The organism is Sphingomonas montana (genome assembly GCF_001956315.1).
Classification (GTDB): domain Bacteria; phylum Pseudomonadota; class Alphaproteobacteria; order Sphingomonadales; family Sphingomonadaceae; genus Sphingomonas_R; species Sphingomonas_R montana.
Map to the genome: position 1 here is coordinate 229,443 of NZ_KV887143.1, position 14,999 is coordinate 244,441.

Consider the following 14,999-nt stretch of genomic DNA (forward strand, 5'->3'; position numbering starts at 1 on the left):
GCTGTCAGGCGAAACCGGCGCCCGTGATCCCCGGCGGGGCGGTCAGCGGCGGGGGGCGAGGCGGCGCATCAGCGGGCGTTCGACACACGTGGCCATCGCCATCCCGCCCGTGATCGCCGCGGCGGTGAGCGCGACGAATGTGACCGCGACCGGCAGCGCGGCGTCTAGGCCGGTCGCCAGCCAGAACTTCCATGCGAGGCCCATGAACACGAACTGGAACAGATAGAGCGAATAGGACGCACCGCCGAGGCGGACGAGCGGCCGCGGGACGGTGAGTCCGGCGGTTCGTTCGCGCACGACCAGCCCCAGGATCAGCAGCGCACAGGCCGGGCCCGGGGGCAGGGATCGCGCGGCGGGCGGCGCAGGCGACCGCCATCCCCAGGAAGAAATGGAGGTTGTAGGGATCGCGCAGTTGCCCCGCGAGCGCGCCGGGTGCCGCGCCGGCCGGCAGGAACAGCAGGACGGCCGCCCATCCGATCAGCGCGGCAATACCCAGCGTGCGGTTGAGGATGAGCAGCGCGAAGATGGCGTAGAAGACGATCTCGAACCGCAGCGACCAGGCGAGACCCAGGACAGGTGGCTGGGCCGAGGGCAGCAGCGTGACCGACCAGATGAGCCGTGCGGGATCGGGCGGGCCGGTCGTCCCCAGCATCGCCAGCACGACGGTGGCGGCCAGCGCGACCCAGTAGATCGGCCAGACGCGGGTCAGCCGCTGGCGGGCATAATGCGGCAGGCGTGCGGGCCGGCCGATATCGCGGCCGTGAACGAACAGGATGATGAACCCGCTGAGCACGAAGAACAGGTCGACGCCGGCATGGCCCGCCTGAAAGATTCGCATCAGTGCGGGGGTGCCGTGGGCGCGGTCGAGATGGCGGGCGACATGGTAGAGGATCACCGCGACGGCAGCGACGCCGCGCAGCGCCTGTATGCCGTTGAGTTTCGGGGTCGCGGCCATGATGGGGCGGTGTAGCGCAGACCGCCTCAACAAGACGTTTATCCTGTGGCGGGCGCTGAAGCGCGGACATGATAGACGGATGTCGGTCGGTGAATTGTAATCCGGCTTGGCTGGATCCTGGCCTGCGCCGGGATAGGAGGATTGCCGGGGGCGGGTTCAGTGCAGGCTGTCGAGCGCGGCGACGAAGCCGGCGGCGTCGGGCAGGCGGTCGAAATGGATGTTGCCGTCGAAATCGGCGGAGGGATCGCCGTCGCGCAGGACCATCGCGGCGGAACCCGTGCCGCGCCGGTCGGTGGGGCCGAGGATGCCGCCCGCGATCCGCCGCGCGGCGATCTCCATCACCGGATGGCGGGACCAAGGGACGGTCCACAGCACGCGCCGGTTGGTCACGGTCACGCGGGTGAAGGGCGCACGCAGGATACCGGCGGCAAGCGCGAGATTGTGGCGCAGCAGCAGCCAGAAGACGAGCAGCGACAGCCCGCCGAGCAGCAGCGTACCCGCCAGCGCGAAACGCAGCGCGCTGGGTGTGGCGGGGGCCGGCCACCAGATCGCCCAGAATAGGAAGATGACGGACAGCAGCTGCGGGCTGGCGAACCCGAGGATGACGAGCGTACCGGACGGCAGCGCGCGAAGACCCGGTTGCGCCACATAGACGGTGCGTTCCGGGCTGTGGTCCATCCGCCGCGCCTGCTTCATCGGCAGCGCGGGGAGCAGCGCATCGCTGCCCGACAGGATTTCCGGACCGGGGGGAATGGGGCCTTCCGTCGCCATCGGCGTCTCCGTCAACATGCCGGTCGCCCGCGGCACGACAAGCGCCGCACGCTGTTCTAAGGACCGGAGTCGACACGCTAGAAGACACGGGAACATATGGCAAACGATCCGACGCTCCGCGCCGCCGCGCTGGACAGCAAGGCCTGGCCGTTCGAGGAGGCACGCAAGCTGCTGAAGCGGTATCCGGACGGCAAGCCCGCCGGCGCGGTGCTGTTCGAAACGGGGTACGGCCCGTCCGGCCTGCCGCATATCGGCACGTTCAACGAGGTGTTGCGCACGACGATGGTGCGCAACGCGTTCGCCGCATTGTCTGACACGCCGACCCGGCTGGTGGCGTTCAGCGACGACATGGACGGCCTGCGCAAGGTGCCGGACAATGTGCCGAACCAGGCGATGCTGACGGAGCATCTGGGCAAGCCGTTGACGGAGGTGCCCGATCCGTTCGGGTGCCATGCATCGTTCGCGGATCACAACAACGCGCTGCTGCGCGCCTTCCTCGACCGGTTCGGCTTCGATTACGAGTTCGTGTCGTCGACCCAGCAGTATCGGTCGGGGCGGTTCGACGACGGGTTGCGCGGCGTGCTGCGCAATTACGATGCGATCATGGGCGTGATGTTGCCGACGCTGCGCGCCGAGCGGGCCGCGACCTATTCGCCCATCCTGCCGATCAGCCCGACGAGCGGGATCGTCTTGCAGGTGCCGGTGACCGTCGTGGATGCCGAGGCAGGGATCGTGGCGTTCGAGGATGCGGGGCAGCGGATCGAGCGGTCGGTGCTAAGCGGGCAGGCGAAATTGCAGTGGAAGGTCGACTGGGCGATGCGCTGGGTCGAGCTGGGCGTCGATTACGAAATGTCGGGCAAGGACCTGACCGACAGCGTGACGCAGGCATCGAAGATCGCGCGCGTGCTGAGCGCGCGGCCACCGGAGGGGCTGACCTACGAGATGTTCCTCGACGAGCGCGGCGAGAAGATTTCGAAGTCCAAGGGCAACGGCCTGGGGCTGGACGAATGGCTGCGCTACGGGCCGGAGGAGAGCATCGCCTTCTATTCCTACCGCGAGCCGAAGAAGGCGAAGTCGCTGCATCTGGGCCTGATCCCGCGGGCGATCGACGAATATTGGCAGTTCCGCGGCAACTATCACACGCAGGACCTGAAGCAGAAGCTGGGCAATCCGGTGCATCATATCCACAATGGCGCGGTGCCGACAGCCACGCTGCCGGTGACGTTCGGGCTGCTGCTGAACCTGGCCAGCCTGCCGGGCGTCGGCGAGCGCGAGACGATGTGGGCGTTCCTGCACCGGTATGACCCGACCTTGTCGGCGGAGACGCATCCGGAGCTGGACCGGTTGATTGATTATGCGATCGCCTATGCCGCGCATTTCGTGGCGGGGACGCTCAATCGGCGCGCGCCGAGCGAGGCGGAGGCGGTGGCCCTGCGTGACCTGGATGCGCTTCTGGCGGCGGACGAGGCGGGCGATGCCGACGGGGACCCTGCCGTCCGGTTGCAGAACCACGTCTATGACGTGGGCAAGTGCCATTACGGGAAGGAGGCGCTGCGCGACTGGTTCAAGGTCCTGTACGAGACGCTGCTGGGCGCCGAGCAGGGGCCGCGGATGGGCAGTTTCTTCGCGCTCTACGGTGTCGAGCCGAGCCGGCGGCTGATCGCGGAGGCGCTGGACCGGCCATTCATGTCCGGTTCGACGGAGGCGGCGTAAGTATCCGTCAACCAAGACGCAACCGACGATCCGGCGGCGCGTTCGCAGCAACGGTCCAATCCCCTTTCGGACCGGCGGGCGTGCGGATCACGCCCCGATCGGCCGCGTCGCAAATATGCGCGACGTGGCCTTTCGAGTCGGAGAGCCTGAAAGGAAGACCGATGTTCAAGCAAATGAGCGCCCTGTGCGCGATCGCACTCGTTGCGAGCCCGGTGGTTGCCGCCAGCCCACGCGATATCCTGACCACCGCCGCGTTCGGCGCGCGCGACAAGGCGGCGGCGCTGGCCCAGCTGGCCCAGGCGGAGGCGGGCGCGAATGCCGCGCTGGCCCGCAACCCCGGTGACCGCGAGGCGCAGCTGACCAAGGCGATGGCGATCGGCTATCGCGCCAAGCTGACCAAGAGTCGGGCCGATGCGGTGGACGCGCGCGACCGGTTCAACGCGCTGGCCGCCGCCAATCCGCGCGATCCGGAGGCGCAGGCCATCGTCGCCGGCTGGAACATCGATGCGGTGACGGCGGTGGGCGGTTTCATGGCCGGAACGGTGCTGGGCGCGAAGAAGGCGACGGGGCTGGCCGCGCTCGACCGGTCGGTGGCGCTGGGCGGCAATCGTGCGATGTTCCCGGGGCTGGCCGCCTTGCTGCGGCTGACGCTGGACGGGGCCGATCCCAAGGCGCGCGGGCTGGCCGAGGCGTCACTGCGCGGCGCAACGCCGACTGCGCTCGACCGCATGATCCAGCGGAGTGCGAATGCCGTGCTGGTCCCGGTGCGCGCCGGCAATGCAAAGGCGGCGCAGGCGCTGGCGAAACAGCTGCTACCGTTCGGGCGCGTGGCACGCTGAGCTTTGGGTAAGGGTTGGGGTCGTTCGCCAGGTACGGCGGACGGCCCGGTGCTGTTATCGGAAGTGCGTCCCGCCAAGCCGTCATCCTGATGGACGTCAGGATCCATTATCACGACGGTTCTGGTCAGGTGTTCCTGCCGAACAATAGCGGGCACTGTGTTTCCGCGGTGGAGCCAGGACACAGGATTATTCCACGTTTGAAGACAGGCCGTTGTCGCAGCGCGTGTGACTGCGCATGGGGCTTGGTGCGGCGTGGCCTATCGTCGTCGGCCGAGTGATAATGGATCCTGACCTCCGTCAGGATGACGGTGTCGGGGACAGTCCATCTTCCTGGAGGCGGTGTCGGTCACTCTAACCGACCGTCATCCCGGATCAAGTCCGGGATGACGGCGGTGATGGTCGGACCTGATCCAAGCCGACTCTTGTGCGAATGCGCCCTACTTCTGCGACGCGATCCAACGGTCGATCTTGGCTTCCAGCACAGCCATCGGGAGGGCGCCGGACATCACGACCTGCGCGTGGAAGGCGCGGACGTCGAACCTGGAGCCGAGCGCCTGTTCGGCGCGGGTGCGGAGCCGGCGGATGGTGAGCTGGCCGATCTTGTAGGCGGTGGCCTGGCTCGGGATCGCGATGTAGCGTTCGACCTCCGCCGTGGCGTCGGTGCGGCCCATCGCGCTGTTGTCGAGCATGTAGGCGATCGCGCGGTCGCGGCTCCAGCCCTTGGCATGGAGACCGGTATCGACCACCAGCCGCATGGCACGCAGGATTTCGTCGTTCAGGTGGCCGTAAAGCTGGTAGGGATTGGTGAACATACCCAGTTCCGGCCCGAGGCTTTCGGCGTAGAGCGCCCAGCCTTCGACGAAGGCGGTGTTGCCGCCGAACCGCTGGAAGCTGGGCAACGCGGTATTTTCCTGCGCCAGGCTGATCTGGAAATGGTGGCCCGGCATCGCTTCGTGCAGGAACAGGGTTTCGAAACCCCAGGTGAAGCGCGAGGGCAGGTCGTAGGCGTTGTAGTAGAACACGCCGGGCCGCGATCCGTCGGGCGTGCCCTGCTGGTAGGAACCGGCCGCGTCGGTCTTTTCCTTGAAGGCGGGGACGGCGCGGATATCGAGCGGCGATTTCGGGATGGTCGAGAAATCGCGGCCGACGGTCGCCTTCACGCGCGTGTCGATCGCCAGGAAGGCGTCGCGGATCGCCTCGCGCGTCGGCGGGGCGAAGCGCGGATCGGTGCGCATATGTTCGAAAAATTGCGGCAACGTGCCCTTGTAGCCGACCGTCGCCTGCACCCTGGCCATCGCCGTGTGGATGCGCGCCACCTCGGCCAGGCCGAGCGTGTGGATGGCGTCCGGCGTCATGTCGGTCGTCGTGGTCTGTGCGACCATGAAGCGGTAGAGCGCGGGGCCGCCGGGCATTTCGCCCAGCCCGACGCTGTCACGCGCCTTCGGCAGATACTGGTCGCGGATGAAATCGCGCAGGGCGACATGCGCGGGGTTAAGCCGGTCGCGGATGAAGGCGGCATAGGCCGCGGTGATCCGGGCGCGGTCGGCAGCGGGCACGGCAGCGGGGAAGCGCGTGACGGGTTTGTAGAAGATGGAGCCTTCGACCCCCTGCGCCACCAGCGCATCGAGCTGCGCCACGACGTTGCGCATCACCAGCTTCGGGTTGACGATACCGTCCGCCATGCCCTGTTTCATGCGGTCGGTGGCGCGGCCGAGGTAGACGATATAACCGTCCAGCCGCTTCAGATTGTCGTCATAGTCCTTGACCGTCTTGAACGGCGCCGCGCCGTCGCCGGACGAGATGTCGGGCACGAACGTCTGGAAACCGGAGAAATGGTCGATCGGCCGTTCGACCTGCGCCTTCAGCAAGGCAGGCGCGAAGCTGTTCAGCGTCGACTGCGTCTGATAGCGGAACACGTCGTAGGACAACTGGTCCTCGGCCGACAGGCGGGCGCGGTCGATGCGCCCCAGTGCGGCGAGATCGGCCTGTGCCGCGGCCTTTTCATCGGCGAAATAGCGGTCGGTGATATAGTCGCCGAACCGGTCGGCATAGCGCAGGTCGCCGCGAAACAGCGCCTGGATCGGATTGCGGCGCAGCATCGCCTCGTCGCTGGCGGTGAACAGGCGGCGCAGCGCCAGCCCGTCCGCATTCGGCGCGGCGGCGGGCGGGGTGGGGCGCACGACCTGGGCAGATGCGGCCAGCGGCATGGCGAGGGCGATCGAGATGGCGGCGAACAGGCGCATGGGGCGGCAAACTCCGGCAGGGACGATGTGCCGCTACGCGCTGCACGCGCCGACGACAAGCGACCCGGGCGCCTGATGGCCCCCGAGTCGTTCGGTGCGTCGTTCGGTCGCCCTCGTCGGCGGTGTGAGCCTCAGTAGAAGAAGCTGTTATACACCTGGACCACGCGGCCGTTGCGGGTGTTCACCAGCACGACGTCGTTGCCGTAGCGCACCCAGCGGTTGATGCCGGTCGCACGCGGCAGGCGATAGCGATACGGATCGGCAATCACGTAGCGCTGGCCGTAGAAGGACGGCTGGAACTGGTAGCCGACCGCGACCGGGCGATAGCGCCAGTTGCGGTTCGGGCCGACATAACGACCCTGCGTGAAGACGCGGCGGTTCTGCTGGCGATACTGGCGCCAGTCCTCGCGATATTCCTGCCGTGCGTCGCGCACGTCGCGCCGTTCCTCGCGAATGTCGCGACGGCTGCCGTAGCGCTGTGCCTGGCGCAGCTCGCGCTGCTCCTCGCGGATGTCCTGCCGATCACGGCGCAGTTCGCCGGGCTGGGCAGCGGCCATGGCGGGGGCGAGCGTCAGGGCCATGAGGCCGGCGATCAGAAACTTGCGCATGATGCTGTTCCTTCCTGTCTGGTTCGGCGGGGCCGGGTGATCCCGTTCCGTCCGATGCCCCGCTTATCGCCGAGTCGAACTGAACGACGCGGGAACATGTTCGTCAGCCAACAGAAAGATTGCGGAAGGCCGTCCCGCCGACACGAAAACCCCCGCGACACCGGGGGGCGTCGCGGGGGCTGTGCGAGGCAGGTCGGGCTTTACAGGAAGAAGGAATAGAGGATGTCCGCGATCAGGCCGGACCGGATGTCGACCAGTGCGACATCGTCATAATAGCGGACCCAGCGATACCCCCCATAGGCCGGTGGCAACCGGTACAGTTCGGGCCGCGAAATCCAGTAGTTGCGGCCGTAGAAAGCCGGCTGGATCCGGTAACCGGGTGACCAGCGGCGATAGCCGTTGCCACCCAGGCCCGGTGGTCCGTAATAGCGCGGTGCGCGGAACGCGCGGTCGTTGCCGCGGCGGTAGGATTGCCAGTCATAGCGTCCGTCGTTCCGCCAGTCGCGATTCCAGGTGCCGGATCCGCCCTGCCAGCGATATGCGTTGCGGCCATAGGCTTCGTTGCCACGCCCCGGCTGCAGGCCGCGTGGATCGCGCCCGTCGAAGCGGCCATTGCGGGGGCCGTCATAGCGCCCGTCGCGGTCCGGTCCGCGTCGATCCGGGCCGTTCCGGTCGAAGCCGTCCCGCCCGAAATAGCCGCGATCAGGATTGCCCCGGCCTGGACCCCCCTGGATGCGATCGTCGAAGCGGTCGTCGCGCCGGTTGCTAAGGCGGTCCCGGTGCCGACCGTCGCGATCCGGACGCTGGCCGACCTGTTCGACCTCGTCGAACTGGCCGGGCGGTTCGGCGCGGACCGGCATGTCGGGCGCGGGCGCGGCGGCGCGGCGATCCATGCGTTCCGGCCGATCGCCGCGCGGACCGCGGTCGCCTTCCGAGCGGGCGCGGGCGGGCCCGCGGTCCTGCTGGGCCAAGACAGGTGCCGCCATCGTCGCGCCGAGCAGCAGTGCGGTGAGCATCTTGTGCATGGGTTGGTCTCCCTCACCGCCGGCGTTTGCGCCGCGGTCGTCACACGGATGGCGGATGCGTCCGATACGCACGCTGAACTGGTCCGTCAGCGATCAGACAGCATCCGGCCGAAAGCATCGGCACGCAAGCAGCGGATCAGTCGCGCGGGCGGGCGACCGTCATGGCCGGCACGGCGCGGGCGGCGTCGGCCGGGTCGATGCCGGGGGCGGGGCCGGCCTCCAGCACGATGCGTCCCGCCGCCACGGCGGCCGCCGCGCGGATCGCCCGTCGGATGCGCGGATAGGTGCCGCAGCGGCAGATGTTGGTGATCGCCGCGTCGATATCGGCATCGGTCGGGTTGCCGTTGCGCGCCAGCAAGGCCGCGGCCGCCATGATCATGCCCGACTGGCAATAGCCGCATTGCGGCACGGCACGCGCGATCCAGGCCTGCTGCACGGGGTGGCCACGGTCCCGCGACAGCGCCTCGATCGTGGTGACGAAGCTGCCTTCCAGCGTGCCGATCGCAACCTGGCAGGACCGCACGGCATTGCCGTCGACATGGACGGTGCAAGCGCCGCACAGCCCCGCGCCGCAGCCATATTTGGTGCCGGTCAGGTTCGATGCGTCGCGCAGCGCCCACAGCAGCGGCGTCTCCGGATCGAGGAGATACTGGATGGGCTGGCCGTTCACGGTGAAACGCGTCATGCCGGCGGCGATAAGCCAGGGAGGATGACGATGGAAGCAGCAAGGATCGCGGTTTCGCAGGACGGATCGGTCGCGCATGTCGAACTGGCGGGGGCGGAGCGGCTGAACGCCATGGACGGCGCGTTCTTTGCCGAACTGACCGCGACGTTCGGTGCGTTGTCCGCCGACTCGGGCGTGCGCGCGATCCTGCTGTCGGCACGGGGGCGGCATTTCTCCGCCGGGCTCGACCTCGGCTGGGCCGCGGCGCAGTTTGCCGACGTCGGCGATCCGGGCCGGTTCGCGGAAAAGCAGGTGCGCGACATCGCCGGTCTGCAGGCCGCGATCGACGCGGTGGAGGGCGCGCGACAACCGGTGATCGCGGTGCTGCACGGCGGTGTCATCGGCGGCGGCGTCGACCTGGCCTGCGCCTGCGACCTGCGCGTGGCCACGGCGGACGCGTGGTTTCAGGTGGCCGAGGTGGACGTGGGCATCACCGCCGATCTCGGCACGCTGCAACGCCTGCCGTATCTGATCCCCGGCGGAATCGTGCGCGAACTGGCACTGACCGGGCGGCGGATGGCAGCGGAGGAGGCCATGCGGTGGGGCCTGGTCAACCAGCTTGCGCCCGACCGCGACTCGGGCCTGACGGCCGGGTGGGCGCTGGCGAGGACGATCGCGGCGAAATCGCCGATGGCGGTGGTCGGGACCAAGCGGTCGCTGAACCATAGCCGCGGGCGGACGGTGGCGGACGGGCTGCGCGATGTGGCGACGTGGAACGCGGCCACGCTGGCCAGCGCGGACCTGCGCGCGATCGCGGAGGCGCGGGCCGCCAAGTTGCCGCCGACGTTCGGGGACCTGCGTTGAGTCCGGGTTGAAATAGCGGGTGGCGACTGATAGGGGCGTGCCCTTGATCGACGCGGGAGCTCTTTTCCGCGCCGAATCCTATTTGACGGAATGGCAGGTTCGGTTCGCGCATCGGCGGACATGGACCGGCATAATCGACCGGAGACACTAACCTCATGCAAATCATCGTCCGCGATAACAATGTCGACCAGGCGCTGCGCGCCCTGAAAAAGAAGCTGCAGCGCGAAGGTGTGTATCGCGAGATGAAACTGCGCCGGCATTACGAGAAGCCGTCGGAAAAGCGCGCGCGCGAACGTGCCGCCGCCATCCGTCGTGCCCGTAAGCTGGAGCGCAAACGCATGGAGCGTGACGGCGCCCGTTAAGGGATTGTCGTTTGCACTGTCGGCAATAGCCGGCACCAGTATCTGCCGAAGAAAGTGAGCTCATGTCGGAAGTGACCGCCGTACCGCTGCGTCCGATTGCCAAGGGCTCGCTGACCAAGCTGTGGGTCGGCATCGGCATCGCCTTTGCTGCGGCAATCGGTTTTGCCTGGGTCGGTACGCGGGCGCAGGTCGCGCTCGCACAACCGGCGTCCGAGTTCCTGGCGAGCAACGCCAAGAAACAGGGCGTGCAGACGACGCCGTCCGGCCTGCAATATCGTATCGTCAAGCCGGGCACCGGGCCGCGCGCGACGGCGCAGGACACGGCGATTGTTACCTATGACGGCAAGCTGGCGGACGGATCGACGTTCGACGCGTCCGAGTCGCATGGTGGGCCGACGCCGATGCCGGTCGGCCGAATGATCCCGGGCTTCAGCGAAGGCCTGCAACTGATGAACGCGGGTGCCAAGTACCGCTTCTGGATCCCACCGGAACTCGGCTACGGCGCACAGGCGATGCCGGATCCGCGAACCGGCAAGGTCGTGATCCCGGCGAACTCGTTGCTGGTGTTCGACGTCGAGATGCTCGGCATCGCGCCGCCGCAGCCCGGCATGGGCGGCATGGGCGGCATGCCTCCGGGCATGTAATCCGGTTGGCGTGGATATGATTTGAAAACGGGTCGGGCGCACCAGCGTTCGGCTCGTTTTTCTTGTGCGTGGTCCGCCGTGGAGGCGGGGCCTGCGATCGATCGGATTGCGTCTTCACGCGACTCCGCGAGCCTGAGAACGTGTAGGCCATGCCGGAGTCGGGGATGTTGGATCGCGAGAATGAGCGCGACGATACGTGGTTCGTCTGTTCACGCAGTGCGGGGCGTGTCTCGGCCGCGCCGGTCAACGCCAAGGGGTGGGTCGTGTTCTTCCTCAGTGTCTGCGGAGCGATCGTCGCTGGGCTGATTCTCGCCCGCTACGGCTTTTCGCTGCACCCGGTGGTGGGTGTCGTCCTGTTGATCGCGACGATCCTGATCGGCGCCGGATTGACCATTGGCTTGGCCGTCGTCAAGGGGCGGCGGGTGGACTGATCGCGGGATCGTCCACGGGCGGTGCGTTCCCGGCGTCTGACGTGCGTCCGCCGAAAGTTCGACCGGTGGTCATTGAGGTATGAGCGCAGGCGTTGGCCAAAGCTGTCGTGTTCCTGCACGACGCGGTCATGATGGGTTCAGCCGCACCAGTGCCTTCTCACAGCATCAAATCAGGAGGGCATGTGATGAAGACCTATCTTGTACTGGCGACGGCCGTGGCGGTTCTGACCCCGAGCCTGTCGAGCGCGCAGTCCTGGCGGCCAATCAATCAGCGGCAGTCCCAGCAGGAGCAGCGGATCAACCAGGGGATCCGAAGCGGCGCGCTGACCCGTGCCGAGGCGGGCCGTATCCGTGGGCAGTTCGTGACGCTGAACCGCCTTGAGCAGCGTTACCGTGCATCGAATGGACTGTCGGTGGCCGAGCGCCGCGACCTCGATCGCCGGTTCGACGCGCTGAGTCAGCGCATCCGCACGCAGAAGACCGATCGCCAGACGCGGCGCTGATCGACTCATAAGGGAGAGACATCATGAAAATTCTTCTCATGCTGGCCGCACTGGGCCTGACCACGGTGGCGGCAGCCGCGCCGGCGGACGCGCAGGTCAATCGGCGGCAATATTCGCAGGAACGCCGCATCGACCAGGGTATCCGAAGCGGCCGCATCACGCCGCGCGAGGCGGCCCGGCTGCAGCGCAATCAGGGCCGGATCAACGGTGCGGAGCAGCGCATGCGCGCGAGTGGCGGACGGCTGACCTACCGCGAACGCCAGCGGCTCGATAACCGGCAGGACCGCGCGAGTGGGCGGATCTATCGCCAGAAGAACAACCGCCGCCGGTATCGGTGAATGTAGCGTAGCCGGGGCGGTCGAACGTCCGGGCCACGCTTCACGTGAAAAAGGGCGCGAACCGATCCGGTCCGCGCCCTTTTTGCTGTCTTCACGCCGGGGCGCGAAGGGTTACGCCATGTGGCGCGAACCCTCCGGCAGGGCGGCCTTCGCCTGTGCGACGATGGTCGAGAAGACGCTTGCTTCGTGCATGGCGATGTCGGCCAGGACCTTCCGGTCCAGTTCGACGCCGGCCAGCTTCAGGCCGTGCATGAACACGCCGTAGGTCAGGCCTTCCTGGCGCACGGCGGCGTTGATACGCTGGATCCAGAGCGCGCGGAACGTGCGCTTCTTTACCTTGCGATCACGGTAGGCGTACTGCCCGGCCTTCTCCACCGCCTGGCGGGCGATGCGGATGGTGTTCTTGCGACGGCCATAATAGCCCTTCGCCTGTTCGAGGATCCGCTTGTGGCGGGCTTTGGTGGTTACACCACGTTTGACGCGTGCCATTTATCCGTACTCCCTCAGTTCAGACCGTACGGTGCCCAGAGCTTCACGCGCGGCGTATCGGCCGCGGAGAGGACGCTGGTGCCGCGGTTGGTGCGGATGTACTTGGAATTGTGGCTGATCAGACGGTGGCGCTTGCCGGCGACGCCGTGCTTCACCTTGCCGCTCGCGGTGATCTTGAACCGCTTCTTGACCCCCGACTTGGTCTTGAGCTTGGGCATTTCTGTCTCCTTCGTTTGCGACAGCTGTAAACGGCCACGGCAGCCCATTTCGGCCGGACCGTCGTTCCAGATCGCGGAAGCGCCGGGCGTTAGGGAAATTCGTCGCCAAAAGCAACCGCCGCGTGGCACAAGGCCCCGGAACCGGGAAAGTCCTACAAGGTTGATCGACGATGGCTGACACCGCATCGGCGCACGCGCCCGCCCCCCCCCGGCCCGCCGCAGCGGCCCGCCCACGCGACCCGGCAACGCTTTCGCTGGCCGCGATCCTGGCCGTGGTGGCGAGCATATTGGGACTGGTCGTGCTGGCCTGGACTGTCCTGTACGTAACCAAGGGCCGGTTCCTGAAGCCGTATTTCGAACGCTATGCCGGTGGCAGCGCGGAGCGGCGCGTGGCGGTGGCTGGCGATTTCCAGCTGTATTTCGATCCGTTCGACATCAAGTTCGTGGCGGAAGGGATCACGATCCAGAACCCGGAATGGGCGACGAAGGACGAGCTGTTCAAGGCCAAGCGCATCGACATGCGGGTCGCGTCGTTCCCGCTGATCTGGGGCACGCAGCGGGTGAAGCAGCTGAACCTGGTCGATGGTGCGCTCGACATGGAATGGAATGCCGACGGGCAGCGCAACACCTGGACACTGGGGGACCCGAACGAGAAGGGCGAGCCGTTCAGGATGCCGACGATCGTGCGCGCGAACGTCGCCGGCACGACGTTGCGCTACATCGACCCCAAGCTGTTCCTGCGCACCGACGTGAAGTTCGACACGTTGCGCGCGACCGACACGCAGTTCGCCGACGACCTGCGCTTTACCGGCGACGGCACGCTGCGCCGGCGGCCGTTCACGATGCAGGGCGCGATCCTGTCGCCGAACGAGACGATCGCGGGCGGGCGCAACCGGCTGACCATGCGGGCGGTGTCCGGGCGCGACAAGCTGGGCGTGGACGGCACGCTGCGCGGAGCAACCGTGCTGGAGGGGGCGGACCTGAAGGTGCGTGCCGACGGGCCGAACCTGGCGGGGCTGTTCGAACTGCTGGGCGTGGTGACGCCCGAGACGCGGCGCTACAAGCTGACGTCCGACCTGACCAAGGTGGGTGAGGAATGGCGTTTCACGAGGATGAAGGGCGGGTTCGGGGTCAGCGACCTGGCCGGGCGGATGACGATCTCGCTGCCGAACGACCGGTTGCTGGTCGATGCCGACATCGCGTCGCGCAAGGTGGACATCGTCGATATCGGGCCGTTCATCGGTTATGAACCGGAGGCGCTGGCGACGGTCGGCGTGAAGGCGGCGGTGCATCAGACGGGCAGCGTGCCGCGCCTGCTGCCCGATGCGCCGCTCCGCGCTGATTCGATCGGGCTGTTCGATGCGAAGGTGCGGTACAAGGTTGCCACCGTGCGCGCGCCGAACCTGCCGGTGTCCAACGTCGCGTTGAACCTGGTGCTGGACCGCAGCCTTTTGACCATGTCGCCGCTGACGTTCGACCTGGCCGGCGGGTTCGTCACGTCGGACGTCCGGCTGAATGCGCGGCGCAGGCTGGTGCGGACCAGTTACGATATCCGCCTGTCACCGACTCCGATGGGCAAGCTGCTGGCGGGGTTCGGCGTCGCCGAGTCGGGCACGACGGGGACGGTGAAGGCGCGGATCCGGATGACGGGCGAGGGTGATTCGCTGCGCGCGTCGCTGGCGTCGTCGGACGGGCGGATCGCGGTGATCCTGCCGCAGGGCACGTTCTGGGCGCGCAACATCCAGCTGGCCGAGCTGGACCTGGGGACGTTCGCGCAGAAGATGTTCCAGGGGACGCTGAAGGAACCGGTGCAGATCAACTGCGGGCTGATCGGCTTCACGGTGCGCGACGGGATCGCGACGGCCGACCCGATCCTGATCGATACGCGCAAGAACGTGATGCTGGGCCGCGGCGGGTTCAGTTTCAAGGATGAGTCGATCGACCTGGCGTTCCGCGCGGACAGCAAGAAGTTCAGTATGTTCGCCGGTCAGTCGCCGATCGGGATCAACGGTCATTTCGCGGCACCGGGTTACAAGGTCATCAGTCCGGAACTGCTGGCGCGGGCGGGCGCGTCGCTCGGGCTGGCGGTGGTCGCGGCACCGGTGGCGGCGGTGGTGGCGTTCGTCGACGTGGGCGATGCGAAGTCGACCGCCTGCGGACCGGTGCTGGCCGGTGCGCGCGCGACGGCGCAGCGCACGGTGAAGGGTGCGGCGCGGACCGATGTCGGCAAGGGTACCAAGGCCGAAGCGAAGTCCGAGGACGGTGGTAAGCGGAAGAAGTTCCTGGGAATCTTCTGAGGTACGGGCGTTCCCGGCGGAGACCGGGGTCGGAG

17 protein-coding genes are annotated in these 14,999 nt (G+C 67.5%); 9 read left to right on the top strand and 8 right to left on the bottom strand.

Annotated features, from left to right (window positions below; all coding sequences use genetic code 11):
- Positions 1–4: 4 nt before the first annotated feature.
- Positions 5–955, bottom strand: a complete 951-nt coding sequence (locus tag BKY59_RS04535) for an acyltransferase family protein (protein WP_076068892.1) — start codon at positions 953–955, stop codon at positions 5–7.
- 156 nt (positions 956–1,111) lie between these two features.
- Complete coding sequence (locus BKY59_RS04540) at positions 1,112–1,726, bottom strand: hypothetical protein (protein WP_076069010.1); 615 nt, start codon at positions 1,724–1,726, stop codon at positions 1,112–1,114.
- A gap of 96 nt (positions 1,727–1,822) precedes the next feature.
- Between BKY59_RS04540 and BKY59_RS04545 the strand changes: the two genes are divergently transcribed.
- Both BKY59_RS04545 and BKY59_RS04550 read left to right on the top strand, forming a co-directional pair.
- Complete coding sequence (locus tag BKY59_RS04545) at positions 1,823–3,439, top strand: lysine--tRNA ligase (protein ID WP_076068893.1); 1,617 nt, start codon at positions 1,823–1,825, stop codon at positions 3,437–3,439.
- A gap of 173 nt (positions 3,440–3,612) precedes the next feature.
- Positions 3,613–4,278, top strand: a complete 666-nt coding sequence (locus BKY59_RS04550; RefSeq protein ID WP_240499954.1) for a hypothetical protein — start codon at positions 3,613–3,615, stop codon at positions 4,276–4,278.
- 437 nt (positions 4,279–4,715) lie between these two features.
- Here the strand turns inward: BKY59_RS04550 and BKY59_RS04555 are convergent, their stop codons facing one another.
- The 4 genes from BKY59_RS04555 to BKY59_RS04570 all read right to left on the bottom strand — a co-directional run bounded on the left by BKY59_RS04555 (position 4,716) and on the right by BKY59_RS04570 (position 8,839).
- Positions 4,716–6,521: a DUF885 domain-containing protein gene (locus BKY59_RS04555; RefSeq protein ID WP_076068895.1), complete on the bottom strand. Its 1,806-nt coding sequence runs from the start codon at positions 6,519–6,521 to the stop codon at positions 4,716–4,718.
- A 131-nt stretch (positions 6,522–6,652) separates the two neighbouring features.
- Complete coding sequence (locus BKY59_RS04560) at positions 6,653–7,129, bottom strand: RcnB family protein (protein WP_076068896.1); 477 nt, start codon at positions 7,127–7,129, stop codon at positions 6,653–6,655.
- A gap of 200 nt (positions 7,130–7,329) precedes the next feature.
- Positions 7,330–8,154 carry an RcnB family protein gene (locus BKY59_RS04565; protein WP_083671868.1) on the bottom strand — a complete coding sequence of 275 codons (825 nt, stop codon included), beginning with the start codon at positions 8,152–8,154 and terminating at the stop codon, positions 7,330–7,332.
- Between the two features lie 136 nt (positions 8,155–8,290).
- Positions 8,291–8,839 carry a (2Fe-2S)-binding protein gene (locus BKY59_RS04570; RefSeq protein WP_076068897.1) on the bottom strand — a complete coding sequence of 183 codons (549 nt, stop codon included), beginning with the start codon at positions 8,837–8,839 and terminating at the stop codon, positions 8,291–8,293.
- A 24-nt stretch (positions 8,840–8,863) separates the two neighbouring features.
- Between BKY59_RS04570 and BKY59_RS04575 the strand changes: the two genes are divergently transcribed.
- From BKY59_RS04575 to BKY59_RS04600, 6 genes are all read left to right on the top strand, one after another.
- Positions 8,864–9,682 (top strand): enoyl-CoA hydratase-related protein, encoded by an 819-nt coding sequence (locus tag BKY59_RS04575; protein ID WP_076068898.1) that lies wholly within the window; start codon positions 8,864–8,866, stop codon positions 9,680–9,682.
- 155 nt (positions 9,683–9,837) lie between these two features.
- Positions 9,838–10,044 (top strand): 30S ribosomal protein S21, encoded by a 207-nt coding sequence (rpsU, locus tag BKY59_RS04580; RefSeq protein WP_076068899.1) that lies wholly within the window; start codon positions 9,838–9,840, stop codon positions 10,042–10,044.
- 62 nt (positions 10,045–10,106) lie between these two features.
- Positions 10,107–10,688 (top strand): FKBP-type peptidyl-prolyl cis-trans isomerase, encoded by a 582-nt coding sequence (locus BKY59_RS04585; RefSeq protein WP_076068900.1) that lies wholly within the window; start codon positions 10,107–10,109, stop codon positions 10,686–10,688.
- A gap of 164 nt (positions 10,689–10,852) precedes the next feature.
- Positions 10,853–11,119 carry a hypothetical protein gene (locus BKY59_RS04590; protein ID WP_076068901.1) on the top strand — a complete coding sequence of 89 codons (267 nt, stop codon included), beginning with the start codon at positions 10,853–10,855 and terminating at the stop codon, positions 11,117–11,119.
- 185 nt (positions 11,120–11,304) lie between these two features.
- Positions 11,305–11,622, top strand: coding sequence for a hypothetical protein (locus BKY59_RS04595; protein ID WP_076068902.1), 318 nt, complete (start codon positions 11,305–11,307; stop codon positions 11,620–11,622).
- Positions 11,623–11,645: 23 nt separating this feature from the next.
- A complete protein-coding gene (locus BKY59_RS04600; protein ID WP_076068903.1) occupies positions 11,646–11,960 on the top strand; it encodes a hypothetical protein in 315 nt (104 codons plus the stop codon).
- Between the two features lie 111 nt (positions 11,961–12,071).
- Here BKY59_RS04600 and rplT read toward each other — a convergent pair whose 3' ends face one another.
- Both rplT and rpmI read right to left on the bottom strand, forming a co-directional pair.
- Positions 12,072–12,449, bottom strand: coding sequence for a 50S ribosomal protein L20 (rplT, locus tag BKY59_RS04605; protein WP_076068904.1), 378 nt, complete (start codon positions 12,447–12,449; stop codon positions 12,072–12,074).
- Between the two features lie 14 nt (positions 12,450–12,463).
- A complete protein-coding gene (gene rpmI, locus BKY59_RS04610; RefSeq protein ID WP_076068905.1) occupies positions 12,464–12,667 on the bottom strand; it encodes a 50S ribosomal protein L35 in 204 nt (67 codons plus the stop codon).
- A 170-nt stretch (positions 12,668–12,837) separates the two neighbouring features.
- On the opposite strand from rpmI, the gene BKY59_RS04615 reads away from it, so the two are divergent.
- A complete protein-coding gene (locus tag BKY59_RS04615) occupies positions 12,838–14,964 on the top strand; it encodes an AsmA family protein (RefSeq protein WP_076068906.1) in 2,127 nt (708 codons plus the stop codon).
- Positions 14,965–14,999 lie beyond the last annotated feature (35 nt).